The sequence below is a fragment of the Coleofasciculus sp. G2-EDA-02 genome, assembly GCF_040226375.1.
Taxonomy (GTDB): domain Bacteria; phylum Cyanobacteriota; class Cyanobacteriia; order Cyanobacteriales; family Coleofasciculaceae; genus Coleofasciculus.
The window spans coordinates 19,165-40,975 of record NZ_JAVKEW010000097.1 but is presented as its reverse complement, the minus strand read 5'-3'; the positions used below and the strand labels follow the sequence as shown (position 1 = coordinate 40,975).

Below are 21,811 nucleotides of genomic sequence, written 5' to 3'. Positions count from 1 at the left end.
CGAAATACGAATGGCACTGAAAATTTGCATTTTTAGATTGCCTAAATCCTTGATATATCCTCTAGACATCCAAGGCAGTTAAGTACCAAGCAGTTTGTCCCAGAACGTAAAGTACAATCCGTAGTGTACAGTGTACTGGCGATGATGTATCGAATGATAAGTTGCTCCGATAAACCATTTCCCCAGCCAGTGGTGAGGAAATGATGAGGGAAATAGCTCGAATCCCAGATGAGATACCACTGCCCAGACGGTCATCGTTATCAGTGCAGTAGCCAAGGTGATAAAATGGAGCGGGACGATAAAGATTATCGCGACAAAGAAGAGTGATTGTATAATTGCCTCTGGTAGGTCAAATGCGAAGGAACTCCATGGTGTTGGCTCTCCCGAACGGTGGTGTCCAGAATGCACCCATTTAAAAAGCAAAGGGTGGTGAAAGAGGCGATGGATAAAGTAAAAGTACGTATCTTGAAGGATAAGCACCGCAACAAAGCTAACTCCTATATACCACAGTCCATATTCATAGGGGTTAGTGTAAAGGAGCGTTACTCCCAAACCGTACTCTGATAGGATTAGCGCTGCACAAAAGGCAAAAATCACTGACGAGAGAACTGATAATTTGATATCATTTCTAATCGAAGCGCTCATCAGAGGCTTCAGACGCAAACTCTGTGTAGCGAGGAACTTCTCCAGAACGACATAAAAGAGCCAGTAGGCTCCCCCAGCGATAAGAAAGTATCGGGCAAGAGTGACGCCAAAAAATACCAAGTAATAATACCCAAATGAGTGGTTTGTCAACTCTTTTGCAAAGTTCAAGTTTCCTCCTTTTTACTTTTAAATTCGGCTTTTGCTAATCAAATCTCCTTCAGAGACTTTTTCAAAGAGGTATAGGCTTCATGGATAATAAAAGTATTGTCATTGATGCTATCATCAACAACTTACTTATGCTCTCACATATAATTAATTTATAAAAAATGCCCAAAGGTAGATTTTGGGCAGTCTTTATCGCACGTTGGTGAAGAGGGCGCACGTCTATCATCCGTGTCAACTTAAGCCACAACCCTTGCCAATTATTGTTTCGAGCAGTTCGACACAAACTGGCGCGTGAAGCTTACGTCATAAGCGATGGTGCAGGCTCCCTCTGCTTCCCCTGCTTTTAGCGCTTAATTTGACACCAATGATGGAGCGTGCGCCCCTACGGATAGATATGGAGGGAATCAGACATAATCATCAGGTTGTTAAATATCTCTGGCAAAACTCTAACGCTACAGTGATATCACTGGTTTGCTGTGGATACTCTACCACCGGACGATCAATGACAATTAATGGAATTCCTAACTGCGCCGCCACTTGTCGCTTCGTCACCTCTCCTCCAGCTACCCCAGACGCCTTAGTGACTACCAGTGAAATATCCCAGTGACGCCAGAGTGCTATTTCTAATTCAAAGGGTATGGGGGGGCGTAGCGCTATAATGCGATCGCGGCTAAATCCTGCTGCCATAGCCGCCTCTAAAGACGTAACCGCTGGAAGAATCCGGGCAAATAGAGTTGATCGCTCTTGCCAGTCTTGAAATAAGGATAAAACTTTACAACCCACTGTCAACAGTACCCGTTGTTGATTTAAATAGTCACCCGCCACCAACGTTTCAAAGCTGTCTAAGGTAATCACAGACGGTTCATTATTCGTCTGTAGGGGTGGGTTTAGAGAATTTTGTCTCGCTGTTGATGATAACCTTTTCTCAAAACCCGCCTTGACCGATTTGTAGGGGCGGGTTTCACGATTATCGTTTGTTGTCACCCTGATGTGACTAAACCCGCCCTGATCTCCCCCATCTCCCTTAACAGTAGGACGTTCAAAGCGCAGGTAGGGAATTTGCAAACATTGTGCTGTCGCGATCGCGTTTCGGGAAATTTCCACCGCATAAGGATGAGATGCATCGACTATAGCTTTAATCTGCTGCTGTTGCCAAAGCTGCTCAATTTGCTTCCCATCCAAACGCCCCACTTGTACCTGTAAGCTGGGCGTTTGAGGATAAAGTGACTTGGCGTCAACTGTTGTCACCGTAACCAGACAAGGAAAACCTACAGACGCGATCGCCTCCGCTAACTGTACACTCTCACTTGTCCCACCAATCAGCCACAGACGCCTTTGACTCTCTGGCAAAACCTACCGACCTTTCAGCGCTTTGGTAAAGTTTTTCCGATAAGACTTATTTGCCACAATCAAAACGGGCCACAACAGAGACAAATAAATCCGGTTAGGCAAGCTACGGGAGAAGTTCGTCCGATTGAACCCCGTCCATAACTTCCAAACGCCGTAGCCATAAACCCCTAACACGAGAAGAACTAATACTTTTCCCATTCAATTAACCCCCTATAAACCGAATCAGGGACTTTTTCACACTGACCCTAAAGCCTCAGCCGAACAAAAGCGAGCCTGCTCATTCACCCATTTTAGACCAACTCCCCCAAAACGTCTCAGGTTCCCTTTGGAGGAATACAAATCATTGAATCAATTGAAGTATCAAACTTTCAGCCTTTGGGCGGCAAGGTTTCAGTCGTAGGTAGAATTGATCCCGGATCAAAGTCAAAGTAGCATAAACTCAGTTCTAGTCTATCTATGTAGTTCAGTTGTAGCATTACCCCTGGGAGAATCTTGCTAGCTCACTTTTTCTGATCAGAAACTGTAAAAAGAGACAATAGGTAGGGACATCTACGGTTCAAACACCGTAAATCACAAAAATTTTTAGGAGGACTTATGCGAGCAGTGCTGATGGCAGGCGGTTCGGGAACACGTCTGAGACCGCTAACCTGTGATCTTCCCAAACCCATGGTGCCGATACTCAATCGACCGATCGCCGAACACATTATCAACCTACTCAAACGACATAACATCACGGAAGTCATTGCTACACTGTACTACCTCCCCGATGTGATGCGGGATTATTTCCAAGATGGCAGTGACTTTGGCGTGCAAATGACTTATGCGGTGGAAGAAGACCAGCCCCTCGGTACTGCCGGTTGCGTGAAAAACATTGCCGAATTACTTGATGATACCTTCATTGTCATCAGTGGTGACAGTATCACGGACTTTGATTTAAAAGCTGCCATTGAATTCCACAAAAGCCGTCACTCTAAAGCCACGATTGTCCTGTACCGCGTCCCCAATCCCGTGGAATTTGGTGTGGTGATTACCGATGAGAATATGCGGATTCGCCGCTTCTTAGAAAAACCCTCAACCAGTGAGATTTTCTCAGATACAGTAAACACCGGCACTTACATCTTAGAACCCTCTGTCTTAGATTACCTGCCTGAAAACACAGAATCTGACTTTTCTAAAGACCTGTTTCCCCTACTCCTAGAAAAAGGGGAACCGATGTATGGCTTTGTCGCGGATGGATACTGGTGTGATGTGGGACACCTCGATGCTTACCGCGAATCCCAGTACGACGCCTTGCATCAAAAAGTAGAGATTGACTTTGCCTACGAACAACAAAAACCCGGACTATGGGTGGGACAAAATACCTCCATTGACGCGACGGCTAAAATAGAAACCCCAGCCCTGATTGGCAGTAATTGTCGCATTGGTCCAGGGGTAAATATTGAGGCAGGAACAATAATTGGAGATAATGTTACCGTTGGGGCTTACGCTGACCTGAAGCGTCCAATTCTATGGAATGGTTCGATTATTGGCGATGAAGTCCATCTGCGGGCTTGTGTCATTGCCCGAGGAACAAGGGTGGATCGTCGCGCCCATGTCTTAGAAGGTGCGGTTGTCGGTTCTCTCTCCACGGTGGGAGAAGAAGCACAAATTAGCCCCAGCGTGCGGGTTTGGCCCAGTAAGAAAATTGAATCAGGTGCCACTTTAAACATGAACCTGATTTGGGGAAATACAGCGCAGCGGAATCTTTTTGGTCAGCGCGGCGTTCAAGGCTTAGCTAATGTTGATATTACGCCAGAGTTTGCCGTCAAATTGGGTGCGGCTTATGGATCGAGCTTAAAACCCGGCTCTCAAGTCACCGTCTCTCGTGACCAGCGGAGTATCTCTCGCATGGTATCGCGATCGCTAATTGCTGGCTTGATGTCGGTGGGGGTTCACGTCCAGAACTTGGAAGCCACAGCCATCCCCATTGCTCGTCTGGTAGTACCTACCCTAGCCGTTATCGGTGGGATTCACGTCCGGGTACACCCTGAACGCCCCGACTATATTCTGATTGAGATTTTTGATTCCCACGGAATCAATATATCCAAAGCCAAAGAGAAGAAAATTGAAGGGGCTTACTTCAAAGAGGACTTGCGCCGATCCCCGATTCCGGAAATTGGCAATGTCAACTACCCCAGCCAGTTACTCGATCTCTATAGCGTTGGCTTTGAGCGACATTTAAATGTGCAAGCCATTCACAATAGTGGCGCGAAATTAGTAATTGATTATGCTTATGCGGTTTCTGGGGCGGTTCTTCCTGTCTTGTTGGCGAAATTTGGCTGTGATGCGGTTGTCTTGAATGCCAGCTTAAATCAAATGTCTATGTCCGCCGATGAACGAGAAGGATTGCTCACCCAACTCGGTCAAGTGGTGGAAGCCCTAAAAGCCAATTTTGGCGTTCAGGTGTCCGCTAATGGTGAACAACTTATCTTGGTGGATGAATCCGGAATGCCCGTGCGGGGGGAAACTTTGACTGCGCTGATGGTTAGTTTGATGCTGACGGCTCATCCTCGCTCTGCTGTGGTAGTTCCGGTTCATACCTCCGGTGCTGTGGAACAAATCGCCCGTCGTCATGATGGTCGAGTGATTCGCACCAAGGCAAATCCGGCGGCGTTGATGGAAGCGTCTCAAACCAATCCTAATGTGGTATTGGGCGGTTCTGAGGAAATGGGCTTTATTTTTCCTCAACTCCATCCTGGTTTTGATGCGATGTTCTGCATCGCCAAGTTAATTGAGATGTTGACGATTCAAGAGCGATCGCTGGGTCAGGTTCGCAGTGATTTGCCTCGGGTTTGTCATAAAACTTATACCATGCGCTGTCCTTGGACGGTGAAAGGGGCATTAATGCGCCACTTAGTCGAAACCCATGCCAATGAGGAATTAGAACTTATCGATGGGGTTAAAATAATAGATCGGTACACAGACAGTTGGGTGTTGATTTTGCCGGATGCTGGAGAACCCCTAGTCCATGTCTTTGCCAACAGCGATGACCGAGATTGGGTTGATGCAAATCTGAGAAGATATCGCACTTATGTGCAAGAGTTCATTGAACAAGAGCAAGGGGTACTAACTGCCCAAAGCTGAATCGGCTGTCTAAGATGAGGTGTTCCAGACGCGCCATAAGATGAGGTGTTCCAGACGTAGCATGCTACGTCTCTACAGTCAGGGCTTGCTCCTCGCTGCTGACAAGATAGTACTTTTGTTCTAAATTAAAGAAGGAGGACGTTGGGTTATAACAACGGGCTCTTTTCCATGGTCAACATAAGTCTGCTAGCTAAGGAGTCAATAGCTCCGATAACAGAGGGAATGATAAAATGGGCAAATATGGTTTTTTCAAGACCCATTGTCCCAAAGATAAGCCCTACTCAACTAGCACTCATGGTCAATCATTGACTAAACCGATTACTCAAAGCCCTAGGAGATATTAACGATGAATAGCTGCGTCTTGATGGCACAAATCATTCAAGATCCAGAACTGCGTTACACGTCGGATAATCAAACCCCTATTGCCCAAATGCTGGTGCAGTTTCCCAGTATGCGCTCCGAAGATCCACCCGCAACCCTCAAAGTGGTTGGTTGGGGCAATTTGGCTCAAGAAATCAAGGAAAACTATGGGGTTGGTGATATCGTAGTCCTTGAAGGGCGTCTGAGTATGAATACAATTGAGCGCCCCGAAGGATTTAAAGAAAAACGGGCTGAATTAACCACCTATCGACTTCATAAAGTGGGTGCCGATACAGAAATGGGGCTACAAACGGCTACCGCTTCCCCAAGGATGCAGGCGACGACAATCCCATCATTACCCAAGAAATCAGAGAATGTTGTTCCCATGCGATCGCGCCCAACCCCTCCAAGCCCGGCACCTGTCTCGGCACCGAGAAATCAGGACTATGATTATTCCTCGCCCATTGACCAGCCGACTGATGAACCCACTCCCGTACCCAACGTTCCCCCAGTACCGGACACTCAGAAGGATTTAGATGATATTCCTTTTTAATTGCCAAAACTAATCATTCAGATTAGCGTTAATAATATTGGTTGGTTGGTCAGACAGGATAGATTGTGTTTCAAGTTCTCTACCCCCTAATTCAGGCGATTCAGCCTTTTGTGATCCCCCTGTGCTTTTGTCTGGCGTGGGCAATAGTAATCCTGAGCCTGATGACAGTCTGGTCAGCAATTACCGACGGTGTGGCACATGCCAAGCGCCTGCATCAAATCCCTTGTAGCCACTGTCAATTTTTTACTAACGATTATCGTCTCAAATGCACAATTCATCCATCTATTGCCAATTCGGAACAAGCGATTAATTGTCGAGACTATTGTGCGACCAATCAGAGCCTAAAATAATTAGGGCTTGCAGCACAAGTCGGGAACCCTTATCTATCAAGAGTTAGAGGAGGTTTAAACTGAAGTCCCCCAGTCCATATGTACTATACCCAGCGTCAAGCCTTATCCCGTAGTGGTTTGATCGCTCACATCCCTCAAAAAGCGTACCCATGTAGCTCTGGCGATCGCAAAGCGATACGTTCTGAAGGAACAGGCTTCGCCAACAGGCTATTTGGGTAATAGACAAAAGAACTGTTATGTCCGTAGTGATGGGCAATCAGCTCAAAGAGGGTGACTGCTCACTGTTGTTGTTCCAGTATGATGGGTTGATAACCAGTGCCGACACCATGCCCACACTGCCACTCATTGCCGGGTTATAAGCCTGTTGCCCATAGTAGTCAGACATTTGGCTTTGGGGGGTTGCTTGCTGCTTTTGGGTATTGCTACTACTATCGTTGGCAGTCGGTAATAATGGCTCCACCGCCTTTTTGGCTATGGCACCTGCGGCGCTGGCGATTGTAGGTAAGCTGAATTTGCCTAATACAAAGCTTTGAGCGCCACCAACCACTGGTAGGTTGAGATTGGGTATACGGCTGACAAACGAAGGTAATGGTATCCGGGCCATGTCTCCGAAAGAGTTGTAAGCTTTACTGACTTGGGTGAGAGAACGGGGGCTGTACGCCCAGCCATTATTGCCGGTAATCTGTAGGTAGCGGGCTGATTGCTGGACGGCCAGTGCACCCCCATATCCGGCCACACCCCCTGCGATCGCGCCACCAATGGCACCAGTAATTGCCCCAGAAAACAGCGACTGTTGCCAGGTTCCGGCATTTTCCACGCCAAAGGCATCGTTGACAAAGTGCTGGCTTACTCCCTGTGCTGCACCCACGACTGCGCCAACTCCTGCACCAACTCCTGCTCCGGCTGCTACCCCGGCTGCAATACCACCAGCAGTGGTAGTTGCTGCTGCTGCTGCGGCTGAGCCAGCGGCAAAGGCACCCACACCACCGGCGGCAGATAAGGCACCGGCTGCCGCACCGATAGCGGCACCGGCAAAGATGTAGCCCACCAAGTCGCCACCTTTAAGACCCGATTTAACCCCGGTATAAGCGGCAACTCCGGCACCTACCGCAGCCCCGATCACGGCTCCAATTATGAGAATCACCAGTATGTCCGCGATCTCACCAGAGGGATCGGTACGGTTTATGGGGTTGTTATGGCAATAGGCGAAGGGGCTGCCATATTGGAATTTCGGGTCACAGGAGTAGAAGCGTCTCAGTTGCGGATCGTAGAAGCGTGCCCGGTAGTTATAGAGTCCCAGCTCACGATCAAACTCCTGGCCCGTGTAGCGATAGCGGATGGCATTTGCATCGTTGTAGCTGTTGGGCAGAAGCTGGCCAAATGGCATATAGTCCAGCATGGTTTTCACCGTTCCGTCTGCCGCCACCACAGCGCGAACCGAGCCTTGTTGATCTTTGAGTACATAGTTGGATTCGTTCTCTTCTACGATCACCAGCAGCCCACCCACTCCGTAGATATATTGGCTAATCTGCTCTCCTATCTCCATCAGTGGGTAGTCGCTCAAGCCGTGTACATAAATGGTTTGGCTACCATCGCTAAGCTGTTTAATCACCCGTTGGTTGATACCGTTATAGGTAAACTCCAGTGAACTACTATCCTCTTTGGTGACAGAGAGTGGCAGATTATTGAGGGCGTTATACTCAATTGCAGATATGCTGCGGTATGAGGAGGTGGTGACATTTCCGACTGCATCGTAATCGTAGCTCTGGGCGATCGCGCCGTCAATTTCAACTGTAGTAACCTTATTGCTGTTCTCCTGATAATCGTAGGTTTGCACGGTGTCACCCTGCTGAATGATCCGGATATTGCCGTTAGGGTCAAAGGCGATTGGGTTGCTTACGCCTAGGCTATAAGCGGGGTTGGTGCTGTGTTGGGCAACTTCTAGTTGACCCCGGGCATCGTATTTGTACAGGTAGTCAAAGGAGTTATCCGGTGCGATCGCGTTCTGATTGGAGATGCTGGCGATATTACCATTGTAGTAGGCTGCGCCATCGTAACCGCCTGATGTATAGCTAAAGCTGTGTTTGAGGATCTGGCCACCATCCCCATACTGGTTGTCGATCTCGGTAATCCAACCTGGCGAGTTGTAGGCGATCACTCGCCGAAGTGCTGGGCTTCCGGCTGAGTTGAGCTGTTCTTGGGCAAGGCTACCATCTGCGTTGTAGTCGTATTGGGCAAATTTTACCGGTTCATCTGGGGTGCCGATGGCCGTGTTTTGACCGATTTGGTTATAGGTGTAGACGACTTTTGGAATCGGGGCGCTATCCGGGTATTCAACGCCAAGGATGTTGCCGAGGTTGTTATAGGCGTAGGCAGTACTTTGGGGAGATTGTCCAGGTAGGTTTAAGCTGGATTGGGTGACGTTGCCGTAGAGGTCATAGCCGTAGAGGTTTTCAACGATGGCATCATCCTGGGTGCGTTTTTGGGTTTTCCATAAACGGTTCCTGAGAGTGATGTCTTCGCCGCTGCCATCATAGATGTTTTGGGTTTGCCAAGGGTTATTGTCTGGATATTGGGGATTGCTATCGGCAATCGCCTGTAACTCAGAACCATCTCCCCACTCTTGGGTGATTTCACCCTCTTCATAGATGCGACCCAGTGAATCATACTTCCGATAAAGCACAGTTCCTTTCTCTACAGTTAACGGGGTTGAGCTAAAGCGTACTCGCCCCGCTGGGTCGTAGATGTACTTGATTTCCCCTGAGTCCTGTGTGATTCTGGAGGTGAGTTGACCCAGGAAATTATAGCGGTTCTGGGTGACAAAAGCGCTGGCATCACTTTCAGCCGAGAAGTAGTTGGGATGGAGAATTTGGGTGATGTTACCGGCTGAGTCAAAAACCTGTTGCACCCCATCCAGCATCGTTTCACCAACGTTTGTCTGTTTACCCAGTGTCTGTCCTCTACGATCTTTTATCTCTAGTACCGTTGAGCCATTGGCATCGATAGTCGCTGTCACCAAAAACTCGCCGGCGCGATAGGAGATTCCCGCGACGCTCTCTTGGTCAGTTACTTCATAATTGAATTGGGTGGTGTGACTATTGTTGTCTGTAATCGCAAAGGCTTTACCCGGTAGTCCCTTTTTCAGGGGTCGTCCCAGAGCGGAAGCTTCATAGAGGGTACCGTTATAGGGGTAGCCTTCGTCCTCTGGGTAATAGTCACTCACTTCACCCATCATCACACCCGTTGTGGTATCCAAGTTGGTGACAAAACCGCTGCGATAGCCAAACAGAGTGTTGTTGAATGAGGCGATCTTGGTTTCGGCGATGGTATTGCCGAGGGGGTTGTAGCGGGTCTCTTTTACCAGACACCGGGTCCCATTTAATACCTGTGATTGGATCTCGTTGCGGTTGGCGTTTTTATACACCATCGAGATTTGAGGTGAGAGATAGGTGACTGGGTTGGCAAACTGCCACTCTCCCTGGGCCGAGAGAGTCAACTCGCCGACAATTGGTGTCGTGCTCTCTACGGCAAACACCTGTCTACCGTCGGCGAACAATAGTACAGCTCCGGTAACCGGTACTACCATGATAGTGGTCGGCACTTTTCCGTTGATGGCGCTGTTGGTATGGGTGGTGCCATCAAGCTCTAGGCTCCAGCCACTCTCTGATTGCCACTTAGCCCTCACTGCATCTCCGATGGCGATTTCCAACAACAGGTGCTCGGTATTGGGCGAGGTTAAGGTTAAACCCACTGCATAGGTGCCGGTACTTGCCGTAGGACGCCACTGAACGGTATTGAGTGCTGTCCCGATGTGGTAAAGCTGGCCATTGTTTACCTGCCATGCATCGGTGTTATCCCGTTGCCAATTATTCCAGACCTGTTCGCCATTGGTGAAAGTCTCGTAGATGCCGCCCTCGGCGGCTAGTACATGACAACGGCTAGAGGGATCATTTTTGGGATACTCAAACGGTGTGGGATTGTTCCATGCCCGTGTCCCATAGCTGAGGGAGCCTTGTTTGGGGTTTTCCCCAGGGCCTACTTCGGCAAATTTTTGGCGTAGTGGGTTGTAGGCGTAACGGCGGATGTTGGCGTTGTTGCCCATGGAGGCGATCTCATCGTAATAGACTAGGTCGTAAAACTTGACCTCCATTTCACTGGCTAGGGGGGTGACGCTGATATTGTTAAATAGCAGATAGGTTGATCCTTTATCATTGCGAAATGCCAGTGAGAGGGATTGGGTTGAATCACCACTGTAGTCCACCACTGCCTGCCAATATAACCACTCTTCTTCGCTGTCGAGTTCTATGGCGACTCGGTTGGTGGAGTTGGCACCAGCGGTGGTTTCTAGATAGACTGAGCCAGAGTCGGCAAGGAACCCTGTTTCTGACTTGACCCAGGCTGAGACTATAGCGGTTTGTGATTGCTGGAGTGGTGTGATCCTCTCAAGGGTGTTATTGGTGGTAAGTTTAAAGCTACTGCTGCCAGTATAAGCATCCCCAGGGACAATGTAGTCGGCAAGGTTGGCACCTGAGTTGGTGAGACGCCAATTGGATTGATAACCTTCATAAGGCTCAAATCCCACAAAATCACACTGGTTTTCGCCTTGATTATTAAAGATGGCAATGGGCAAGATCTCGTTTGTATCCCATAGGGTGGTCTCTACCTGATCAGTGACATCTTTTTGGCTGGCGATCGCACCATGGAAGGTTCTCTCCAATACCCTGTTCACCAACAACCACTGGGGGCCAGGATCGCTTTTAATTAACTCTGATAATTGTAGCTCTGAAGCCTCGGTTTCTTGCTGGAGTACGTATGAATTTCCCGTCGCCCAAACCGTTGGTGCGGCGATGTTGGCATCAGGGATCTGCCGCTGTTGTGGGGTGTATTGCTGTAGGCTGCCTGAAATCAGTGTCTTGTCCTCTCCCTGTGCGGGGTAGGAGACTGATTCATACTGGGTGAAAGGAACATCAATGACATTCTTCTCCAGGAACCACGGGTAGGCGGCAAAAGCGTAGCTGTAGTTTTTATAGACCGTCTCTACCGTACCATCCCGGGTGATGTTATCGAATTTCTCCTGGGTTAATTTGCCAAAGCGGCTGTCATATTCATAGTCGGTTGTAACAATCAAGCCATCATTTGTCGTGGTATTGGTGATGCAACGGATATATCCGCCAAATAGGTTGTAGATTGTTCCATCGGCTGCGATCGCGGTGAAGGCTTGAATCTGTTTCTGTTCGTGAACGAGAAGCTTGCCGTTGGCATCAAAGACTTTTTGCTCGATTAGCTGTCCATCCAGCAATCCGGAGGCTGCCGTATCTTGGGCCAGTACCTGTTGGTAGCCCTCGGTGTTTTGCTGGGTTAAACCATTGAAATAGCTATTCTCGGTATAGCCGTATGCTGGGGCTTCGATGGCATCCGTGCCGGGATAATAGCGGCTTTTGTAGTATTTCAAGACGGCACCGGTTGGGTCACAGGTGGCTGTATCAATATCAAAAACATATTTGGTGGTATTGGTGGTGTAGCCGTCGTTGATGCTCATGGAGTCCACACAAAAGTCCACCAGAGTCCCTTGCAGGGTATTGTCCAGGTAACGGTTGAGTGTAATCGTCTCAGCGTCATCAAAATCTTTGTTCAGGGGCAGATAGGTGACAAATGTAGAGAGCCCAGAAGGGTATTTGCCGTTGATATTTTGTTTCACCGAGCCATCCACTGTACTGATCTGGGTAAAGTAACGCTGAGCAATGGTTTCCTCGGTATTTAAGGACTGATTCAGCAAAGGCCATAGACTGGTGTCTTGGGCAGTATCGTCATCAATGTTCAAATATGAGATGAAGCGAGGTCCCTGGTTAATCATTGTGGTGCTGTCGATCCCCTCAGATACCTCTTGGTATTCACCGACTGCATCCTGCCAGTTTTGTTGTGAGCCACGGTGGTAGATGCGATTGTCCATGGTGGCGATATCGGCGCCGGCGGTGGGGAAATAACGCCTTTTTCTGCCTGAAGTGGAGCTATCCTTGGTGTAGAGTTCAACGGCTTGGTTGTCCCAACTGGTAATGTTGGTGGTAGGATCATAGCCCACAAGCTTGGATTGAACCGCATATTCCCGATTACTTGTATAGATGGCGTAATCCGCTCCATAGGCGTACCAGTTAATATCTTTATCGCTGTAGGTATCGCGGAAATCGAGACTGCTGTTTTGCAACCATGATGAGCCATTGTAACGAAGCAGATGAGGACCGGAGGCAATCATGCTGTTGTTGACAAACTGGGCAATAAACCGGGTGGTAATCTGATAGGAAGGGGTGCTCTTGGGCAGGCGGTAGGAGAAGTCATGGCTGGTGATTGCGCCGAATGACTCATCCCATGCCAATACCTTGACGGTGTAGTTAAAGCTGGCTGATACCTCGTTGGTGATATAGGTTATGGCGATAAAGGAGGCGCTGGTATTAAAGCCAAAGGAGTTATCCGGGTCATAGCCGCCTATGGTAAATGTCAGTGTTTCTGAGGCTCCGGTATGCCACTGGTAGTTGCTATCCTGATAGTAGAGGGTGAGCCGATTATGACGCTCTCCACCGTTCAGCTTGGCATAGTCGAGTATGGCGTAGTGTTTATTGGCGGCAGTGATATAGGGCGTACCGCTCTCTAGTTCAAGTTCAGTAGATACATCTTCGATAATCCACACTTTTGAGAAACAATCCCAGGTGTAGCGCAGCAGGATGCGATTCTCTTGGTCGCAGGCGATCAAGAAGTTATCCCCAGCGGCTACTTGTAGGTTGGTGGTGTTAACGGTTATTGGGTCGGTCTCTAACCACTCTCCCCATTTGCGGTTATCTTTATGGTAGATGTGTACGTAGGACTTTTGCTGTTGCGTTACCGGGTAGCTGAGGCAGGCAAAATCCTCGGTGGTTAAGACGTTGAGCCGGTTGATATCGAATAAGCCATCGACCTGGATGATCTGCTGGCTGGGTGCCCACTGCTGCCAACGTCCCAGCCAGGTATAGAGGGTGACATGGATCTGGTTGGTGGACTCATTCAGCCACAGGTTGACGACATAATCAGAGCCGAACCAGACACGGGGCTTGGCAGAGCCGGGCCAAGGGTTGGTGATCTGTTTTTGTCTGTCGCACAGGGGTAGGGATTGTTGTTTGTATTGATAGTTGATCGTTGCTCCATCCGGTGTAACAGCGCCCCTTAGTGCGCCAGCATTTACTGATCCGGCGCTCCAGTAGCTGAAATCCAGGCTGGGCATTGAGCAGTTATGGGCAAATACTCGTTGTATCCGGGTTAGGGTACGTTTGACGGTATCACCATAAAGATAATCCTCCTGGCTGTAGTCGCTGAAGTTGGAGCCGATGTCGTAGCTCAGTTGGATCATGTAGAGCATCACGCCCTGGGGATTATTGACTACGATGTGATCAAGGTAGCGGGTTTCATATCTATCCTGGTAAGGGCTAGGCTCATTGGTGGGAACTTGTGTATATGGGTCATTCCAGTGGGGTGACATATACTCCCGGGGACTGGCAGGGGAGTCAATGTTATATTGCTTCTCACCATAGTTAAAGTCGATGGTGCGATTAAACATATCGGTTATCTGGGAGAGATAACACGCCTTGGTAAAGGATAATCCTTGATCACCGACCTGTTGTTCTACGATATCGTAACTGAATGAGATGGTATCGCCCCAGATGTCTTCAACAGAGACTAGGTTCCAGGCGAATGGATAAGGGGATTGCAGTAATGTATTCTCAGAGTCATGGGATAACGCTGATTCCCCTGACCAGTTCCCCCATTTGACTTTGTACTGGATTGGGTTTTGGTTCTGTGCGTTGCCACCATAAAAGTAGCTGGTGCCATCATCTTTGACCAATTCCCAACGCTCAAACTGTGGGTAGTAAAGAATCTGACTGAAATCGTATTGGAAACATTCAAACGCCTCTCCACCGGCGAGTACTTTCAGGTTTGATGCTTGGTTTTCAATCTTGAATACTCTTTGGTTAACGCGATCGCTAATGATCCATTGCTGGTTATTGGTGACGACTTCGACTTCGGCGTTAATGTCCAGTGCTAATCCTGAATCGATAAATTGGGATTGGATCGCATCATCCACTTGGCCTTGATTTAAGGTTTCTGCCGCACTTTCGGGCAGGGTGGCGCGAACCCAAATACTTGTAGTGCTTACCAGTTCAGTCGAGGTGTTATTTGTATAAAGGTAATATAGGTTGTCATTTACTGAGGCGTTATCGCGGCTCTCTACTTCGATGCGATCAAAGGGAAGTTGCCAACCCAAACCCAATATACTGGTGGGCTTGTTAACGTTTGAATTGCGAATTTCGCTTTTGACATTACTCCCATAAGATGCGGTGACTTTTACATCCAATCCGTTTCGACCTTTTAGGGATACCAAGTCCAGTGAAAGGTTAACATCTCCCCTGAACAGGTTCACGCTATCCTTAAAAATACTGCTAACATCACTCTCGAATTGTGTCGGACGTATTTGTGGAATTTGAGTATTCGTGCTTTCACTCATTTATTTTATCTCCTTGGTCTGTTGAAAAATTCAGATATTAACGCCACCTAGCGAGGATCGTCCATACATTCGACTATATTTAACCAATCCAATCCAACTCGTGTAAGCTGGATTACACAACTGAGAGAGCTATTCCTCGGTTGGATAAAAGGTTGGATGAAATCGATAACAAATTCTGATTAAAACGACCGTATGCCTAGGTTTCCAGCATTCGATCCTATTTTTTTACCCAGATTGGACGTCGAGGGATGGCGAGATGACCTCACCCTATCCCATCGACCTGTTGGCGGATTTAGGGGGCGAGTTCCTAATTCTTAATGCAGATGGTTAATGCCACCTGCAATATTGTCAGCAATGTTTGATTATCCATCACAGTAGGCAATAGCCAATACAGTGACCGATCCTCTTGCTACGTTATTGGAACCGTCTCGCATCTCACAGGTAGCCTTAACAGTTAGCTGACTTCCGCTCTGACTAGCAATAGCGGCGCTTACGTCAAGACTCAATACGTGATGGTCACGGCCACCATAGTCCACATAGTAACCTTGAACGGCAACCCCGGCGTTGAGGATCGTATTCTCAAAATTAATGGTTTTTTGTTGTCCCGAATCAATGTCTACACTAATAAACTTTGTGCTTGCCATTGCTATTCCTCTTTCTATACGAAACAGTAAACTACCTTATTAATTTACTACATAAACTTCAATAATTCACTCCGATAACAAAAAATATTATTTATTTTTTTTTTGCATAATATTATCTTATATTTATTGTAAAAAAATCCTGGGCTTACAGATGGACTTCCTGAAATTTGCTGTTCCAGAAAGCTGCTTTCATCTGAATTTTATACTTTATTGAACTCAATTATTAGGCTGTGCTATCTCATCCCAAATCTGGGTTCCCCCCCCCTTTATGGGTAGGAAAAGAGGAATAAAGCCAGGATAAATCCTGCCCATCGCAGAAAATATTGCCTGAGCTACATTGACTTGACAGAAGAAGTAATTGGACACAATTACCTGTCCAACAATAGGAATCTATTGTTTAGGGGATGCGCCCCCACTCTTGATTTAATATTGTTTCTTAAATTCGTCGATGATCTCGCCATTCCGCACACCAGCCACGAGGAGAGTGAACCCCTCGCAATTAGGAAACACTGAACACTGGTGGGGTGTGATTGGACAGATATAGCTATTGTATATCTAGCATTAAGGAACGTCAACAGTAATAATATTTATTTTCTGGAAGGGAAAGCGATCGCACCCTGACGGGGCGGGTAAGCTGCTTGATTCCCTTTCAGCCCAAATTCCGCACTTGAATGTGTAGTATGCGAAGTATAAGTAGTCGGACAAAAGAAAACGGCACGCTCATGAAGTTTTGTAATGAAGAGTCCGAGATGGCTGATCTTGTTGTGGGTATGTAGGTTGACTCGATTGGTGTGAATGTAGACTTGTACCCCTAGTATTATAAAGGAGCTGAGTTTTTAAGTTTTTAGTCGTCAGCTCTGTGAAATTTTGTTAAAGGAAAGTTATAGCCTTCTGCCTTGGAGCATTCTTTCCTTGTGCCTTCTTGTACAGCACTTTCTAACACGGTGTAGTACGGTAACGATCAGGCAGCGCTGTTCTACTCTTGGAAGGGCTGTATCACATCAAGATTGAAAACGCTGTACTAGCAAACTGTCGCTGATGCTGACAAAATGATTATTATGTCCACTTTCTCTCTCAAGCCGATTAATTTTCAGCCTCACCAAATTGTTTGTTTAGAACACGCAACGCGCCATTTATATGCTGAAGTGATAGAAGTCGTTGAATGGCGGCAGATTGGTTGGTTGCGCCCTTTGATGCTAGCCGTCACCCCAATCGAGAATGAAGACATAACCCAAGTTACACCCCAATCTCTCAGATTGTATGATTTGCGTCAAGGACCTGATATACTTTGGCCCACAAAGTTTTTACGACTTGTTTGGGATACGGAGGTAATTCCTCTATTAGCGCAACTTGAAGACTTGCATCACCACCCGAAAGATAATTCTGATACTCGCCATCAACTTGCTGATTTTATTGCTGAAGTTTGGCAAACCTATTCCCAGGAGTTTGAATCATCCCTGAAATCCACTCTATAAGGGTCATAAGATTTCCTTAATTCTGGCTTATATTTTGCCTAGAGCATTAGTCAGGACTCAGTATAGGATAAGGCATAAGGTAATGAAAAAATCCTTAGTCGTTGAAGTGACCCTTTTTTCATTTCCCGTCTCGCTGGTGATGATTAAGGTGACTCTCTAAACACTGGGAACTAAGCGGATTCTACCCGCATCCATCTCAGCCATTAATAATTCAAGGGCTTCGTAATCGGCATCGGAAATATATCCTAAGCGAGTTAATTCGTAGTTAATTTCATTCTCTATATCAGGAGTTAGTTGCCTGATATAAAGCGCTCTTTCAACCAAATGGCGGATAACGTAGGTGGTTTTCACTCTCTTATTGCACAGAATTCCATACTAGATCAATTCTCTGGGGAATTACTAGCCTAGAACGTGATTATAATCAATTTCTTTAGTGATCTATATCACTGTTTTTTTTGCGAAAATAGTTTTAGTAATTTCCTTGATAGCTCGGTAGACACCTTGCCCCAAAAGACGAAAAACCCTCCCTGCCGACAGTCTATCGCAGGTAAGCCCTCTCCGGCTAAGAAAATAACGTATTTAATTTCTTGACAATTGTTAAAAAGTTGTAATATAAAAAGAATCCGTTTTATTATATATCTAAAGGAAGATGCCCCAGATAAGCTAGAAGTTATAAGTGTAAGGAGAACTGGTGCTAAGGATAAACATTGAGTAAAGCATAAATAGTGGACTATTACTGCCTTGGTTAAGTGTTCATAGGTTTAGTATATTTAGATACAAATTTTATATTATTTTGGCGGAACACTAAAAACCCGAAGAAAGTAAAACCATACAATGGAAAACCTTAACCCGTTATTAATGCAGAATTGTAGCAACTTTGAGAATTGACGCGCTATCTTTAGGTGGATTCTCTAATCGAATGTCTTACATACAGAGGAGTGAGCTATGGCAATCGCAACTTTAAACCCCAAATTATCAATCGTTAGACCAACGGGTCAGGTAAATGCCTCCAATGCGGTAGAATTGGATCGGCAACTGAAATCGGCTATTTTGTCGGATCGCTATTCGACGGTGCTGGTTGACATGGAGCAGGTAGAGTCCCTGGACAGTGCTGGCTTGGGTATATTAGTATCAGCGTTACGTTTAGCGCAACAGCGAAACCAGCGCTTTAGCATTTGCCGTGTGGGGGATTCGGTTCGGATAATTTTTGAGCTGACTCAACTGGATCAAGCTATGGAAATCTTTGACAGCTATGAGGCTTTTTTGGCAACCTTGACAAATAAAGCAGAAAACCCCAGCAGGACAATGGCATTCGCTTGATCCTTTGGGTGTCAGCTAACCCAAAAGTTAGTAGTGTACCCTGATAATTCTGTAAAACAGATGCCCCTGATCTGTAAAAACAGGAATAATATCATAAAGTAGGTGAATTGTACACTCCCCTGATTCATTCTTTTTTGCTTCCTGGAGACAGTCACAGAATAATAGTCTGACGACCATTAGGCATTATTGCCAGTCTTCTGTAAGATGGATGAGTTGTAAGGGTTAACCGTACCTGATCAGAGGGGCAAGGTTGTCATGACGATCGCACCTGAGAAACTACTGACCAAAGACATCATCAAACCAGCCCGCTACCTGGGAAACGAGTTAGGCGCTGTTCATAAACCCTGGGACGCCGCTAAGGTGCGCTGGGTGTTAACATACCCAGAAATCTATGAAGTGGGTGCATCTAATTTAGGGCATATTATTCTCTACAACATCCTAAACACTCAACCTCGACAACTTTGCGATCGCGCGTACTTACCCGCCCCGGATTTAGCCGCGAAATTGCGGGAAAGTCAGACACCCCTGTTTGCTGTGGAAAATCGGCGATCGCTCACAGACTTTGATATCCTGGGATTTAGCCTCAGCTATGAACTTGGGGCGACAAATATCCTAGAAATGCTCTTTTTAGCCCAAATTCCCCTCACTTGGCAAGAACGGGCAAATCACCCAATCACAGAGATCCCCCTGATTTTTGCTGGGGGACAAACCGCGACATCCAACCCAGAACCCTACGCCGACTTTTTAGACTTCGTGGCGCTAGGTGATGGAGAAGAATTACTCCCCGAAATTGGTTTAGTTATCGAACAAGGCAAAGCAGCCGGATTAACTCGCAAAGAATTACTCTTAGACTTAGCGCAGATCCCCGGCGTTTATGTACCTCAATTCTACGCCATGGCAGAGGATGGTTCAGTTCATCCCAATCGTGCTGATGTACCAGCGCGGATTCTGCGGCGAGTCGCCACGCCAATGCCAGAGTATTCCATTGGATTGGTACCCTATATAGAAACTGTTCATGATCGACTGACGATTGAAGTTCGGCGCGGCTGTACCAGAGGATGTCGTTTCTGTCAACCGGGAATGTTAACCCGCCCCGCCAGGGATGTGGAACCGGAACAGGTAGTCGATGCGATCGCAAAGGGAATGCGGGCGACGGGATATAATGAGTTTTCCCTGCTTTCCCTCTCCTGTTCCGATTACCTGTCCCTACCCGCCGTGGGATTGGAAGTAAAAAATCGTCTCAAAGATGAGAATATCTCCCTGTCTCTTCCCAGCCAACGGGTTGATCGTTTTGATGAAAATATTGCCAATATGATCGGCGGTACGCGCAAAAGCGGCTTAACCTTTGCCCCAGAAGCCGGAACCCAGCGGATGCGGGATATTGTGAATAAGGGATTGACGAACGAAGAATTGCTGCGGGGTGTAAAGACAGCGTTTGAGCAAGGGTGGGATAAAGTTAAACTCTACTTTATGATTGGCTTGCCCGGTGAAACCGATGCCGATGTGATCGGGATCGCTGAAACGGTGAGGTGGTTGCAGCAAGAATGTCGGGCATCGGGGCGTAAGCGTTTCAGCTTTAATATTACTATTTCTAACTTTACACCCAAGCCGCATACGCCATTCCAGTGGCATTCGGTGTCTACGTCTGAGTTTATCCGCAAGCAAGAGTTATTACGCGATGCTTTTCGCCGGATTAAGGGTGTGAAAGTCAACTACACCGACGTGCGAATTTCGGCAATGGAAGACTTTGTCGGGCGGGGTGACAGACGTTTGGCGGCGGTGGTGCGTCGGGCGTGGGAATTGGGTGCGGGAATGGATGCGTGGTGGGAAAGTTTAGATAAAGCATTTGCCGCTTGGGAAGGCGCGATCGCAGAATCTGATCTTACCTGGAAATATCGCCAAATCGAAAACGGCGAATGGAATGTGTTTGACGATTCAACAATCAGTCAGGGCGGGTTTAGTCACATCGGGGTGAAGCAAGACACGATAGACGTGAAAAGAGCCCCTACAAACCCGGTGTCATATTCGGGAAGCGAAGGATCAAAACTCTCGCACTTAGACAGGGCGGGTTTAGTTGCATCTGGGTATAAAGCAAAGGATAGTAATGAAAAGAGCCCCTACACCCTTTCTCCCTTACCCTGGGATCATATTGATACCGGGATTGACAAAAACTGGCTAATCGAAGACTTAAAACGCGCCCTAGACGCGGCGACTGTACCCGATTGTGCCTTTGAGGGCTGTTCTCACTGTGGGATCTGTGGCACCGATTTTGGTCATAATATTGTCTTTGAACCGCCGCAAATTCCCGAATTTACAGGTCACTTTAAGCCAAATCAACACAAAGCACAGCGGTTGCGGGTGTGGTACGGTAAGGTAGGCGAAATGACATTAGTCAGTCATTTGGATTTAGTCAGGTTATTTGACCGTGCTGTGAGACGGGCATCCTTACCGATTACCTTTAGTGGGGGATATCATCCAGGACCGAGGATTATGATCGCTAATGCGTTGTCATTAGGGATGTCTAGTAGTGGTGAGATTGCCGACTTTGAGTTAACCGAGTCGATGGATGTGGCGGAGTTTCAGCAACGGTTAGGGGATCAGCTTCCGCCGGATATCCCGGTTTATCAGGTTGAAGAAGTGGATTTAAAGGTGCCGGCGACAACCCGACTATTAGAGAAAGCGGAGTATCGGCTTGACGTGGTAAGCGAAGCGGGATCAGCATCGCTGCAACAGTGGCAAGATTGGGTTGAGGCGGTAAACCGGGCTGAGGCGATTTGGCAACAGAAGCGAACCAAGTCGGGGAAGAAGAAGTCGGTTAATTTACGCGATCGCACATTTGAGTTAGAAGTGATAGAAGTTAAAACAGACGCCCCGTCTCAACCTGCCGTGTTACGGTATGTTGGCAGTTGTCGGAATGATGGCACCCTGCTGCGACCTGAAGATATAATTTATATGTTAGAGCAGGTAGTGCAACAGGAATTCCAGTTATTGCACAGTCATCGACAACAGCTCATTTTAGGTGAAGCGATTTAACTTAGGATGAATAGCACTGACTTAACCTGGTTTCGTAGTAGGCACGAAGCGTGCCAGAAGCGCTAAAGCGCTGACTACAAACATATGGAATGAAAAGCTAAATAGGGCTTGCTGAAAAACTCAGAAACCTTGAAAAGTAAAAGTTCTGAGGACACTCAAAGGTTGATCAAGTGTCAGAAATAAGCTGGGATACGATAAAAACGAATGCACTTGTGGAACTGAGACAGTAGCATTGATGGGTTGAAGTCATGGGAAAATCGTTCTCT

12 protein-coding genes are annotated in these 21,811 nt (G+C 47.2%); 6 read left to right on the top strand and 6 right to left on the bottom strand.

Annotation, left to right across the window (positions count from 1 at the left end):
- Positions 1-78 precede the first annotated feature (78 nt).
- From RLO19_RS10750 to RLO19_RS10740, 3 genes are all read right to left on the bottom strand, one after another.
- Positions 79-813, bottom strand: coding sequence for a sterol desaturase family protein (locus RLO19_RS10750; protein ID WP_446356245.1), 735 nt, complete (start codon positions 811-813; stop codon positions 79-81).
- Between the two features lie 414 nt (positions 814-1,227).
- The gene (locus RLO19_RS10745; RefSeq protein WP_446356243.1) at positions 1,228-2,160 is read right to left on the bottom strand and encodes a precorrin-6A/cobalt-precorrin-6A reductase; all 933 of its coding nucleotides are present in this window, start codon (positions 2,158-2,160) and stop codon (positions 1,228-1,230) included.
- A gap of 3 nt (positions 2,161-2,163) precedes the next feature.
- Entirely contained in the window at positions 2,164-2,358 is a 195-nt protein-coding gene (locus RLO19_RS10740) for a hypothetical protein (RefSeq protein ID WP_446356241.1), read from the bottom strand.
- Positions 2,359-2,754: 396 nt separating this feature from the next.
- Here RLO19_RS10740 and RLO19_RS10735 point away from each other — a divergent pair, with 396 nt between their 5' ends.
- From RLO19_RS10735 to RLO19_RS10725, 3 genes are all read left to right on the top strand, one after another.
- A complete protein-coding gene (locus RLO19_RS10735) occupies positions 2,755-5,283 on the top strand; it encodes a sugar phosphate nucleotidyltransferase (protein ID WP_446356239.1) in 2,529 nt (842 codons plus the stop codon).
- 346 nt (positions 5,284-5,629) lie between these two features.
- Positions 5,630-6,196, top strand: a complete 567-nt coding sequence (locus RLO19_RS10730) for a single-stranded DNA-binding protein (protein WP_446356237.1) — start codon at positions 5,630-5,632, stop codon at positions 6,194-6,196.
- A gap of 65 nt (positions 6,197-6,261) precedes the next feature.
- Positions 6,262-6,546 (top strand): hypothetical protein, encoded by a 285-nt coding sequence (locus RLO19_RS10725; protein ID WP_446356235.1) that lies wholly within the window; start codon positions 6,262-6,264, stop codon positions 6,544-6,546.
- Between the two features lie 256 nt (positions 6,547-6,802).
- Here the strand turns inward: RLO19_RS10725 and RLO19_RS10720 are convergent, their stop codons facing one another.
- Positions 6,803-15,073, bottom strand: coding sequence for an RHS repeat domain-containing protein (locus tag RLO19_RS10720; protein ID WP_446356233.1), 8,271 nt, complete (start codon positions 15,071-15,073; stop codon positions 6,803-6,805).
- A 362-nt stretch (positions 15,074-15,435) separates the two neighbouring features.
- Positions 15,436-15,717, bottom strand: a complete 282-nt coding sequence (locus RLO19_RS10715; protein ID WP_446356231.1) for a hypothetical protein — start codon at positions 15,715-15,717, stop codon at positions 15,436-15,438.
- Positions 15,718-16,775: 1,058 nt separating this feature from the next.
- Between RLO19_RS10715 and RLO19_RS10710 the strand changes: the two genes are divergently transcribed.
- Positions 16,776-17,192 carry a hypothetical protein gene (locus RLO19_RS10710; RefSeq protein WP_446356229.1) on the top strand — a complete coding sequence of 139 codons (417 nt, stop codon included), beginning with the start codon at positions 16,776-16,778 and terminating at the stop codon, positions 17,190-17,192.
- A 156-nt stretch (positions 17,193-17,348) separates the two neighbouring features.
- On the opposite strand, the gene RLO19_RS10705 is transcribed toward RLO19_RS10710, so the two are convergent.
- The gene (locus RLO19_RS10705) at positions 17,349-17,543 is read right to left on the bottom strand and encodes a hypothetical protein (protein ID WP_006098826.1); all 195 of its coding nucleotides are present in this window, start codon (positions 17,541-17,543) and stop codon (positions 17,349-17,351) included.
- Between the two features lie 594 nt (positions 17,544-18,137).
- Between RLO19_RS10705 and RLO19_RS10700 the strand changes: the two genes are divergently transcribed.
- On the top strand, positions 18,138-18,512 hold the full coding sequence (locus RLO19_RS10700) for an STAS domain-containing protein (protein ID WP_446356227.1): 375 nt from the start codon (positions 18,138-18,140) through the stop codon (positions 18,510-18,512).
- Between the two features lie 255 nt (positions 18,513-18,767).
- Positions 18,768-21,545, top strand: a complete 2,778-nt coding sequence (locus RLO19_RS10695; protein ID WP_446356225.1) for a TIGR03960 family B12-binding radical SAM protein — start codon at positions 18,768-18,770, stop codon at positions 21,543-21,545.
- Positions 21,546-21,811: the final 266 nt, after the last annotated feature.